The organism is Cumulibacter manganitolerans (assembly GCF_009602465.1).
Taxonomy (GTDB): Bacteria; Actinomycetota; Actinomycetes; order Mycobacteriales; family Antricoccaceae; genus Cumulibacter; species Cumulibacter manganitolerans.
Map to the genome: position 1 here is coordinate 1 of NZ_WBKP01000082.1, position 9,695 is coordinate 9,695.

Here is a 9,695-nt window from a genome sequence, read left to right on the forward strand (position 1 = left end):
ACCACCGGGCAATTCTTGTGGCCGTCAGCGGGCAGGTTTCATGTCCGCCACCGGGCAGTTCCTACTGTCCCTTGACAGCTGCGCACCGAGAGGATGGCAGGTCTTCTACGCACCACGGACAAGCCGATCGCAGCCATCGCTCAGGAGGTTGGGTGGGGCGACTCTGACTTCGCCGCCCGCCAGTTCCACCGTAGCGTCGGTGTCACACCGAGCAAGTACCGGGCCATCGGCCGTAGCAAGGCTCGTCACAGTCCGGGTGATGCGCGCAACCCAACCGGGTGATGAGTGCAGATTCCGGGTTCCCGACTTTCAGGGCCGATCTGAACATGTAGTCCGGTAAAGACTCGTCGGGTCAATCGTGACACCTGGCGGTCGCAGCCTCGCTCCGTCGCCCGTCTCGTCTCTCTGATCGTCTCGGCGCACCTCATGGTCGCAAGGGTTAGCGGCACCTGCCGCTGGCTCCGCCGGGAGGAGGTCTGCGATGGCGACGGAGGAGGAGACGCGAGCGGCGCGTGACGCGAAGCTGGACGCCCTTCACCAGCGGCTGACGGCTTCGGTCGAGCAACTCGTCTCCGCGGACGACTGGCGGCAGGCGTTGGAGTTCGCGGCGCGGTTCCGGTCGCGGTCGTTCGGGAACACGCTGCTGATCTTCGTGCAGCACCTCGACGCCTTCGAGAAGGGTCTGGTGCCCGACCCCGAGCCGACGTATGTGGCCGGCTACAAGCAGTGGCAGGCCCTCGGCCGTCAGGTCAACAAAGGGCAGCCGGGGTATCAGATCATGGCGCCGGTCACCGGCCGGTTCGCTACCTCGACCCCACAGGATGCCGAGTCATGGCGCCGCCTCGGGAGGTTCGAGAAGCCCAGGCCCGGCGAGGTCGTGCGCTCGCGGATGGTCGGGGCGAAGCCGGCCTACGTGTGGGACATCTCCCAGACCACCGGCGGCCCGTACCCGGAGCGACCGACGCCGGTTCTGCTGGAAGGCGAGGCTCCGGCCGGGCTGTGGGACGGCTTGTCTGCGTTGGTGGAGGCAGATGGCTACCGGGTGCTGCGGGTCGAGCACGAGGGCCTGATCCACGGCGCGAACGGGCTGACCGACTTCGCGGCGCGCACCGTCGCGGTGCGCACGAACATGGACCCCGCCGCCCAGGTCAAGACGCTCGCGCACGAGCTGGGGCATGTCCGGCTGCACGGCCCCGACAACCCGGATTGGGTGGGGCATCGCGGGATCGGCGAGGTCGAAGCCGAGTCCGTCGCGCTGATGATCGGCGCCGCGCACGGCATGGACACCGTCGCCTACACGATTCCCTACGTGTCGGGCTGGGCTGGCACGGTGAAGGACAAGGACCCGGCCGAGGTCGTCCAGGCCACCGGCGAACGGGTCCGGAAAGCAGCGGGCGCGATCCTCGACGCGCTGGACACGGTGCAGCTCGGGGCCGGCGACCCACCTGGCCTGACCCGCGAGACCGCACAGCCGGAGCGGGGCGTGCGGTCTGAGCGAGTTCCTTTGGTCGCGGCGAACCTCCCGCGCCCGGCGGCTCCGCGCGAGCTGGCGGTCAGGAGCCTGTGATGGGTGCCGCTGTTCTGTTCGCCGCGGTCGCCGGTCTGTCGTTGTCGGAGGCGGCGGCACGGTTCGCAGCCACGGGGGTGCCGGTGTTCCCGTGCGTGCCGGGCGGGAAGCGTCCGCTGGTCGAGCACGGCTTCCACGACGCAAGCACGGATGGCGGTCAGATCGTCGCGTGGTGGCGGCGCTGGCCGGGAGCCAACATCGGTGCGCCGACCGGGCAAGCGTCCGGGATGGAGGTCGTCGATGTCGACCGCAGGACGGCAGGGTCGGGCTTCGATGCGTTCGACCGCGCCCGCCGCGCCGGGCTTGTGGACGGGTGGCTGGCGCTGGTGCGCACGCCCTCGGGCGGGATGCACGCCTACTTCCCGGCGGACGCGGCCCGGCCGCAACCGTCGTGGCAGGCCGCCCGCGTCCATGTGGACTTCCGGGGAGCCGGCGGATACGTCGTCGTGTCGCCCTCGCTAGTTGAGGGCGAGAGCGGACGCGGCCGGTACGAGCTGGTAGGCCGGGCGCAGCCGCACCCGGCCCCGGTGGACGCGACGGCGCTGCGGAACTTCCTCGACCCCCGTCCCGAGCCGGCGTTCCGCCGCTCCGGGGCGACCCGAGCTGAGGACGCCGAGCGGCTGGCCGGCTGGGTCGCCGCACTCGGGGAGGGCGAGCGCAACCGGGGCCTGTTCTGGGCCGCGTGCCGTCTCGCAGAGGCTGGCGTCGCGCCCTCGGTGACCCTGGGTGCGCTCGGGCCGGCGGCGGAGCAGATCGGCCTGCCGCCGCGCGAGGTCGTCACCACGATCCGCTCTGCCTACCGTGCCACCGGCGCCATCCCGGTGCGCGCGGATGCCTCCGCGCCGGGGCGCGGTGAAGCGTTCCGCCGCCCGGTGCGGGTCGAAGGGCAGGTGCTCTCATGAGTCCCGCGCAGGTGCTGGATCGGTCGGGTCCTCGTGGCCGGGTTGCGGTCGGAACTGCGACGGTCGGGACGGTTCTGATCGCCGGCCTCGCGTTCTGGCTCTCCTTCACCGCGCTCACGAACCTGGCTCAACGCTCCGGGGTCGCAGGGCGGCAGGCGTGGGCGTGGCCGTTGATCGTGGACGGGCTGATCGTTGTCGCCACGGTCGCCGTCGCCGCTCTGGACCGGCACCGGGCGGCCTGGTATCCGTGGCTGCTGCTGATGGCCGGGACCGCCGTCTCGGTGACCGCGAACGCTTTGCACGCCACCGTGGCCGCGGACCCGAGCGTGCCTGGCCTGCTGGCCGGGTGCGTGGCCGCGGTTCCGCCGCTGGTGCTGCTGGCCTCCACGCACCTGACCGTTGTCCTCGTCCGCTCCCACCGTCCTCCAGGAGCCGTGCCCGCCGAGGTGCCCTCCCAAGTGTGGTCCAAGGAGCCGGAAGCCGGTGAGGACGCGGTGCCCTCTGCGATGTCGAGTGCGGTGGAGGTGCCCGTGACGGATGCCGCCTCGCAGCCAGGCGACCGGCGCGAGCTCGCGGCCGGGCTGCGCGCCGACGGCTGGTCGAACAAAGCCATCGCCCGTGAACTCGGCGTCGCCCCGTCCACGGTCGGGCGCTGGTTCCCCAAGACCGACACCGCGCCGGAGACGACCGGGACGACGACTCGCGTCGAGGCGCTGGACGCACCTGACTGGCGAGACAACCGGACGTCACAGGAGGAGCTGACCGCATGAACGACACGGACCCGACCGGACAGGCGAACCCGGACGCCGAGAGCACGAACAGCACCGCGACCGCGGGCCGTCCCGAGACCCAGGAGGTCTCCGAGCTCGCCCGGCACGCGGACCCTTCCCAAGCGGCGGGCAAGGCTTCGGCCCAGACGGCGGCGGAAGCGTCGGAGAAGGTGAAGCGGGGCGTCGTGTGGGTGCGGCCCTCGGAGCTGATGAGCATGGCGAGCGCCCGCGCCGCGGGCCGGGGCATCGACTTCCATGCCGATCTCGCCCGCCGCGCGCGGGCTCCGATGGGCCAGGCGGTCGCAACGTCACGGCGGGCGGTCAGTGAGCGTGCGCGGCGGCTGCCGCCGGTGACCGCGTTTGGCCGCCGCAGCGCCTCGCCGGCGGGCGCGACTCGCTTTGGGATCGGGCTGAGGTGAGCTGACATGCACCGGCTCAGCACCACGTCGACCGCCGGCCCGATCACCGGGCGGACGTCGCGTGCTGGGGAGCGCGTGCGCACCTGCCGTTCAGGAGGTGCCGTCATGCGCGAGCAGAACACCCAACAGGAGACCGGGGGCCGATCTCCGAGACAGGCCCAGCCGAAGGCCGGGGGTCTTGGCTTCGAGGACTCCGAGGGGCTGCGCGCACTGCTGACCCGGCTCCACGAGACGGGGCACGGTGCGTGGCGTGAGGACCCGGAGGTCGGGCCGCTGATGCGTCACGCCGCGCAGAAGTACGCCGCGCTGGCGAAGAAGCACGGTCTGGACCCGTGGGAGGCGGCCACCGCGGCGTTCGAGGCGATGCGCAGCCCCTCGGTGCGGGCCGCGGACGACCCGTGGGCGATGGTCACCCACGCGGTTCGGGTGACCTGCATCGCCGAAGAGCGCGGCCAGGGGCTGCTTTGCTCGACGGGGCGTGCCCGCCGGCCGCAGTATTCGGCCTTCCACGACGCGGAGCGGTTCTCCGACCGGGAGAACCTGCTGACCGACTACCACCCCGCCTTCCAGACCCCGCCACCCGACGCCGAGGAGGAGCCCGAACAGGCCAGCGCGGGCGAGGAGACGACCAGCGTCGCCTCCGCCGTCGAGGACACGATCGCGCTGTTCACGCTGCTGGGCTGGCCCTCCTCCATCGCCCGCGGCGGGGTGGAGTACGTCTGCGCTCGCCTGGCCGAGTCCGCCTCCCGGACCTCGGCGTTCGAGTCGCTGCGCCGCGACTATCCCGGCCGTCTCCTGCTGGGCCTTTCCGGGCCGTCGTGGATGGGGTTGCTGCGGGTCGTGCTCGGCAACCCGGACCCCGATCTGGCCCACACCGCCGCCGGCCGCGGGGTGCTGCTGCGCCTGCTGATCGGCGAGCCCCTGCGTGTGCTCCTGACCGACGACCCGCTGCTGGCGGAGGTGGTCGCCTCCGCCCCCGACGCCGGGAGGCGCCGTGAGTAGTGGCGGTCCCGGTTACATCCAGCTCCAGCGGGCACTCGACTCCATCCGGGTCGGGCGCCGCCACCGCGCCAAGCTCGGAGACATCGACGCCCTTGCGAACTCGATGGAGGAGAACGGCGTCTTCCAGATCATCACCATCGACCCGGACGGCAACCTCGTGTGCGGGCTGCGACGCCTGGCCGCGATGCGCAAGCTCGGCTGGAAGACCGCCGACGTGTGGGTTCGGCCAGGGATCAGCGACCGGCTCGGAGAGCTGCTGGCCGAGCAGGACGACAACCTGCTGCACAAGCCTCTCACTTTGACCGAGCAGGCCTCGCTCTACCGGGAGCTGAAGACGCTCATGGCCGAGGACGCCGCCCGCCGGCAGGAGGCCTCCCGGTTCACGGCCGGCGGGCAGAACCCCAGGTCGCACGGTGCCGCCACCGTGGCGGCACCGTCAACAGGCCCCGCTTCGACTGGCCCCGCTCTGGCCGGCTCCGGGGACAGCCGGGCGCAGGCCGCCGTCATGGTCACCGGCCGCGCCTCGTACACGAGCATGGAACGCATCGGCGAGCTCCAGCGCCTGGCCGCCGACGAGTCCCAGCCGGCCGCGGTCCGGGAGAGGGCAGCCGCGGAGCTGGAGGGCATCGACGCGGGCGGGTCGATCACCGCCGCCCACCAGCGCACCCGCACGGAGCTGTCTCTGGCCGAGCTCGACGAGCTCGCCGCCGACTCCTCGATCCCCGAGGACGTGCGCGCCCGTGCTGCCCGCGACGCGGCCGAGCTGCGGACGGCCGAGGCGCCGACGCGCGCCGTCGAGCTGGAACGCCTGGCCGCCGAGGCACTGGCCCGCGTGCGCGGCGACAAGAGGCGCGGCAAGCGTCCCCGCCCGGCCGCCACCCCTGCCGCATCGGCCGGGGTGATGACGGTGCGCGCGTTCGTGCTGACCTGGGACGAGCTGGCGCTGTGGTGGGAGCGGTGCGACCCGGCCGAGGTCGGCCCGGCGCTGACCGAGGAGCAATGGCAGCGGTTCGAGCAGACCGTCGCCGGCACGGCCGCATTCGCACAGGCCGCAGATGCCGCTCGCCGGCAAGCACGCCTGCACGCCGTCTGAACTCTCCGCAAGGCGCCGGCGGCGAGCTCCGGGTGCCGGCCGCGCACCTTCCCGGCACACCGCCTCGTGGAAGGACCCCCTCGCATGGACGAGCCTGCAACCCCGTCTGCCTCCCGGTCAGGAGAGAGCCGGCCCCGCCGAGTCCTGGCTGTCGTCATCGTCGCGCTCGTCGTGGCAGCGGGATTCATCGGCGTGGGCGTCTACGGCCTCGTCCACGGCCCCGGCACCGGGGACGCAGCGCCTGGTGGCCCAGGCAACACCGGCAGCCCCGCCCTGATTGTCACGGCACCAGCCACGCCCGGCGCATCGCCGGTGCCGGTGGCCTCGACCGGCGACCCGGAGCAGTTCGCACGCCGTGTCGCGGTCGCGGTGTTCACCTGGGATACCGCCACCGGCTACACCCCGTCCGACTACATCCAGCAGGTGGTGAACGTCGGGGACCCGTCCGGGAACGAGACGCCGGGCCTGGCCGCGGACCTGGCCGACTACCTGCCGAACACGGCGGCCTGGGCGCAGCTGCGGCAGTACGAGACCCGCCAGTGGCTGACCATCGACACCGCGACCGTGCCGTCCTCGTGGAAGCAGGCGCTCCAGCAGGGCCAGGCGACGCTCCTGCCGGGCACGACCGCCCACACGATCACCGGGACCCGGCACCGGGCCGGCGTGTGGGACGGCGAGCCGGTCACCACCGCCGAGCAGGTCTCCTTCACCGTCTTCGAGACCTGCCAGCCCACCTACCCGACCTGCCGGGTCCTGCGACTCACGCAGCTCGACAAGCCCCTTCCCTGAAAGGGCGGTCGTCGTCGTGATGAAGAAGCTCGCCGGAGGGCTCGCCGCCCTCCTCTTCGCCGGCCCGGCCGCGCTCCTCGTGCTCGTCGGCGTCCTGGCGAACCCGTCTGCCGTGGCGGCCTGCACCACCAGCAGCCTCAGCGTCGGCACGGTCCCGGACTCCCTGACCGCCACGACCAAGGACGGTGTGAGCGTCACGCTGGACAAGACCCAGCTCACCCACGCCGCCACGATCCTCACCGTCGCAGGCCAGGTCCAGGGCGTCGGACGCCCCGGCGCGGTCATCGCGATCATGGCCGCGCTCACCGAGTCCTCGCTGCGGATGCTCGCCAACACCGGCGCCTACCCCGACTCGGCCACCTACCCCAACGACGGCGACGGCGGCGACCACGACAGCCTCGGCATGTTCCAGATGCGGCCGCAGTCCGGCTGGGGCACCGTCGCCCAGCTCATGGACCCCGTCTACAATGCCAAGGCGTTCTTCGGCGGCCCGGCCGGACCCAACTACCCGAGCCCCAGAGGGCTGCTCGACATCTCCGGCTGGCAGGGCATGGATCCCGGCCAGGCCGCGCAGTCCGTCGAGGTGTCCGCCTACCCGGACAGGTATCAGAACTACCAGCCTGTCGCCGAGGCCATCGTCACCGCCCTGACCCGCGCGAACAGCGGCGGCTCCGGCAGCACGGGCGCCTCGGCGCCGTCCGATTTGCCGCAGGCGACTCAGATCGACTTCCCGCTCCCGGAAGGAACGTGGGTCAAGTCCAGCCCGTTCGGGGCGCGCGTCGACCCGATCACCGGCGAGCAGGGCTTCCACACCGGCACCGACTACGCCGCCCCGCTCGGCACCCCGATCCTCGCGATGGCTGCCGGCCGTGTGACGGTCGCCGGCCCCGCGTCGGGCTACGGGAACCTCATCGTGATCGAGCACAACATCGGCGGCCAGCTCATCGCCTCCGCCTACGGCCACGAGGAACGCCTCTACGTCCAGGTCGGAGACCTCGTGACCGCCGGGCAGCACATCGCTGACGTCGGCACCGAGGGCCACTCCACCGGGCCGCACCTGCACTTCGAGATACGCCCCGGCGGCACCAACGCCACCGCCGTCGACTCCGACGCCTGGCTCAAAGCCCACGACGCGCAGGGCATCAGCGGCACCGACACGACTCCGGCGCTCTGCACGGCCGGCACCGCAGGAGGGAACTCATGATGGCCCGCTCGCTCATCGTTCCGATGGCGTCGGTGTTCCCGGACTTCGGCGCCGTGGACGGTGCCGGCCAGCTCAAGGCGGTGATCGGCGCCCTGCTGACCTTCGTCCTCATCATCGCCGTCCTCATGCTCATCGTCTGCGCGGTCACCTGGGCTGTCTCCTCCGCACACGGCAACTACCAGGCCGCGACCAAGGCCCGCACCGGCCTGTTCGTCGCCCTCGGCGCCGCAGCCCTCGCCGGTGCCGGAGTCGCGTGGATGAACTTCCTCCTCGGAATCGGCGCAACCTTGTAGCCCCACCGCCCGAACAGCGCGAAACCCGAGAAGCCGCCCGGCCGGAGCCCTTCGACCGGGCGGCTTCCGTGCGCCCTGGGACGTAGCGGTCCGGTTGCGGTGGACAAGGGGCGCACCTGTCAGGCGAACCGTCCCTGTCGCCTGAAGGAGCCCCAGCCCATGTCCGTCTTCCTGCCCGTGTCCTCGCTGACGAGCCTGGTCGTCGCCGCCGTGCCCGCTCTCTTCCCGCAGGACATCAACATCACCCCGAACTCCAATGGCCTGCCCGGCATCGAGCAGCTCCGCACGATCGTCGGCGCGGTCATGACCATCGGCCTGATCCTCTCCGTGCTCGCCTTGATCGCCGCGGCGATCGTGTGGGGCTTCGGCGCCAACAGCAGCAACCCGCACCTCGCCTCGCGCGGCAAGCTCGGCGTCCTCGTCTCCTGCGGCGCCGCGATCATCTGCGGCGCGGCGGTGACGCTCATCAACTTCTTCTGGGGCGTCGGCCAGTCCGTCTGACCCGACCCGAGCTGAGGGAAGGAGAACCCGATGGGTGTGTGCGATGTGCCGGTCATCTCGATGGTCTGCAACGTCGCCGGAGACGCGGCCGCGTCGCTGGTGACCGCGCCGTTCGACTGGCTGGCGCAGGCGATGGGCGGGGCCGCGTCCTGGCTGTTCCAGGAGGTCTGGACGGTCTTCGACTCCACCACCGCCGTCGATGTGACCTCGGCCGGCTACGTCGGGGTCTACGACATCCTGTTCGGCGTCGCGGTCTTCGTGATGCTGCTGTTCTTCTGCCTCCAGCTCATCACCGGCCTGATACACCGCGACCCCACGGCCCTGAGCAGAGCCGCCCTCGGGCTCGCGAAATCTGTGCTCGGGAGCTTTGTGCTGCTGACGCTGACCGGCCTGCTGTTGGAGATCACCGACGAGCTGTGTGTGGGGATCGTGCAGGCCACCGGCAACACCATGTCCGGCATGGGCGATCGGATCGCCCTCCTTGCCGGCGGCCTGGCTGCCATCAACCTGACTGCGCCGGGCGCCGGGGCGATCCTGACGATCTTCCTCGCCGGCCTGGCGATCGCAGCGGCATGCATCGTGTGGTTCTCCCTGCTCATCAGGAAGGCGCTGCTGCTGGTGGCGATCGTGTTCGGCCCGGTCGCCCTGGCCGGATCGTCCTGGGACGCCACCCGAGGGTGGCTGTCCAAGTGGGCCTCGTTCGTGATCGCCCTGATCGTCTCCAAGCTCGTCCTCGTCGTGATCTTCCTCGTCGCGATCACCCAGGTCGCAGCTCCCATCAACGCGGACCTGACTTCGGTCAGCCAGCCCATCGCCGGGGTCGCGCTGATGTTCATTGCCGCGTTCGCCCCGTACATCAGCTACAAGTTCCTGCACTTCGCCGGCTTCGACATGTACCACGCCATGTCCGCCGAGCAGGAAGCCAAGCAGTCCCTCAACCGGCCCGTCCCGATCCCGTCGCGGCCAGGCGGCGCCGACAGCGCGAAGAAGGTACTCGACGGCGGCTCCGGCGGCAGTCCCTCGGGAGGCTCTGGCGGCGGGTCCGGCCCGGCCGCTCCTCCCGCTGGCGGCGGAAGCGCCCCGGCAGCGGCAGGCAGCTCCGGCACCGCAGGAGCGTCGTCCGGCGGCGCAGCGGCCGGCGGCGGTGCCGCAGCA

At 71.7% G+C, this 9,695-nt stretch carries 12 protein-coding genes; all 12 read left to right on the plus strand.

Going from position 1 to position 9,695, the window contains the following annotated elements; genetic code table 11:
- The first annotated feature begins 78 nt into the window (after positions 1–78).
- A complete protein-coding gene (locus F8A92_RS19405) occupies positions 79–282 on the plus strand; it encodes a helix-turn-helix domain-containing protein (protein WP_407643708.1) in 204 nt (67 codons plus the stop codon).
- Between the two features lie 199 nt (positions 283–481).
- The gene (locus F8A92_RS17550; protein ID WP_153506475.1) at positions 482–1,567 is read left to right on the plus strand and encodes an ArdC-like ssDNA-binding domain-containing protein; all 1,086 of its coding nucleotides are present in this window, start codon (positions 482–484) and stop codon (positions 1,565–1,567) included.
- A complete protein-coding gene (locus F8A92_RS17555) occupies positions 1,567–2,469 on the plus strand; it encodes a bifunctional DNA primase/polymerase (protein WP_153506476.1) in 903 nt (300 codons plus the stop codon). Before F8A92_RS17550 ends, F8A92_RS17555 begins: the two co-directional genes overlap by 1 nt.
- Positions 2,466–3,239 (plus strand): DUF2637 domain-containing protein, encoded by a 774-nt coding sequence (locus F8A92_RS17560; RefSeq protein WP_153506477.1) that lies wholly within the window; start codon positions 2,466–2,468, stop codon positions 3,237–3,239. The genes F8A92_RS17555 and F8A92_RS17560 overlap by 4 nt, the downstream gene beginning before the upstream one ends.
- The gene (locus F8A92_RS17565; protein ID WP_153506478.1) at positions 3,236–3,658 is read left to right on the plus strand and encodes a hypothetical protein; all 423 of its coding nucleotides are present in this window, start codon (positions 3,236–3,238) and stop codon (positions 3,656–3,658) included. The genes F8A92_RS17560 and F8A92_RS17565 overlap by 4 nt, the downstream gene beginning before the upstream one ends.
- Positions 3,659–3,763: 105 nt before the next feature.
- Complete coding sequence (locus F8A92_RS17570) at positions 3,764–4,660, plus strand: hypothetical protein (RefSeq protein WP_228389549.1); 897 nt, start codon at positions 3,764–3,766, stop codon at positions 4,658–4,660.
- Positions 4,653–5,753, plus strand: a complete 1,101-nt coding sequence (locus tag F8A92_RS17575; RefSeq protein WP_153506479.1) for a ParB N-terminal domain-containing protein — start codon at positions 4,653–4,655, stop codon at positions 5,751–5,753. The genes F8A92_RS17570 and F8A92_RS17575 overlap by 8 nt, the downstream gene beginning before the upstream one ends.
- A gap of 84 nt (positions 5,754–5,837) precedes the next feature.
- Complete coding sequence (locus tag F8A92_RS17580; RefSeq protein WP_153506480.1) at positions 5,838–6,542, plus strand: hypothetical protein; 705 nt, start codon at positions 5,838–5,840, stop codon at positions 6,540–6,542.
- Positions 6,543–6,561: 19 nt separating this feature from the next.
- Positions 6,562–7,746: a M23 family metallopeptidase gene (locus F8A92_RS17585; RefSeq protein ID WP_194291569.1), complete on the plus strand. Its 1,185-nt coding sequence runs from the start codon at positions 6,562–6,564 to the stop codon at positions 7,744–7,746.
- Entirely contained in the window at positions 7,743–8,039 is a 297-nt protein-coding gene (locus tag F8A92_RS17590; RefSeq protein ID WP_228389550.1) for a DUF6112 family protein, read from the plus strand. The genes F8A92_RS17585 and F8A92_RS17590 overlap by 4 nt, the downstream gene beginning before the upstream one ends.
- A gap of 159 nt (positions 8,040–8,198) precedes the next feature.
- Positions 8,199–8,540 carry a DUF6112 family protein gene (locus F8A92_RS17595; RefSeq protein ID WP_153506482.1) on the plus strand — a complete coding sequence of 114 codons (342 nt, stop codon included), beginning with the start codon at positions 8,199–8,201 and terminating at the stop codon, positions 8,538–8,540.
- Positions 8,541–8,570: 30 nt separating this feature from the next.
- Positions 8,571–9,695: conjugal transfer protein TrbL (locus F8A92_RS17600; RefSeq protein ID WP_153506483.1), on the plus strand; the 1,125-nt coding region annotated here is incomplete at its 3' end.

Bases quoted from the DNA above. Each gene is read 5' to 3' on its own strand.
- F8A92_RS17550 (WP_153506475.1), top strand. From the start codon at position 482: ATGGCGACGGAGGAGGAGACGCGAGCGGCGCGTGACGCGAAGCTGGAC.
- F8A92_RS17555 (WP_153506476.1), top strand. From the start codon at position 1,567: ATGGGTGCCGCTGTTCTGTTCGCCGCGGTCGCCGGTCTGTCGTTGTCG.
- F8A92_RS17560 (WP_153506477.1), top strand. From the start codon at position 2,466: ATGAGTCCCGCGCAGGTGCTGGATCGGTCGGGTCCTCGTGGCCGGGTT.
- F8A92_RS17565 (WP_153506478.1), top strand. From the start codon at position 3,236: ATGAACGACACGGACCCGACCGGACAGGCGAACCCGGACGCCGAGAGC.
- F8A92_RS17570 (WP_228389549.1), top strand. From the start codon at position 3,764: ATGCGCGAGCAGAACACCCAACAGGAGACCGGGGGCCGATCTCCGAGA.
- F8A92_RS17580 (WP_153506480.1), top strand. From the start codon at position 5,838: ATGGACGAGCCTGCAACCCCGTCTGCCTCCCGGTCAGGAGAGAGCCGG.
- F8A92_RS17585 (WP_194291569.1), top strand. From the start codon at position 6,562: ATGAAGAAGCTCGCCGGAGGGCTCGCCGCCCTCCTCTTCGCCGGCCCG.
- F8A92_RS17590 (WP_228389550.1), top strand. From the start codon at position 7,743: ATGATGGCCCGCTCGCTCATCGTTCCGATGGCGTCGGTGTTCCCGGAC.
- F8A92_RS17595 (WP_153506482.1), top strand. From the start codon at position 8,199: ATGTCCGTCTTCCTGCCCGTGTCCTCGCTGACGAGCCTGGTCGTCGCC.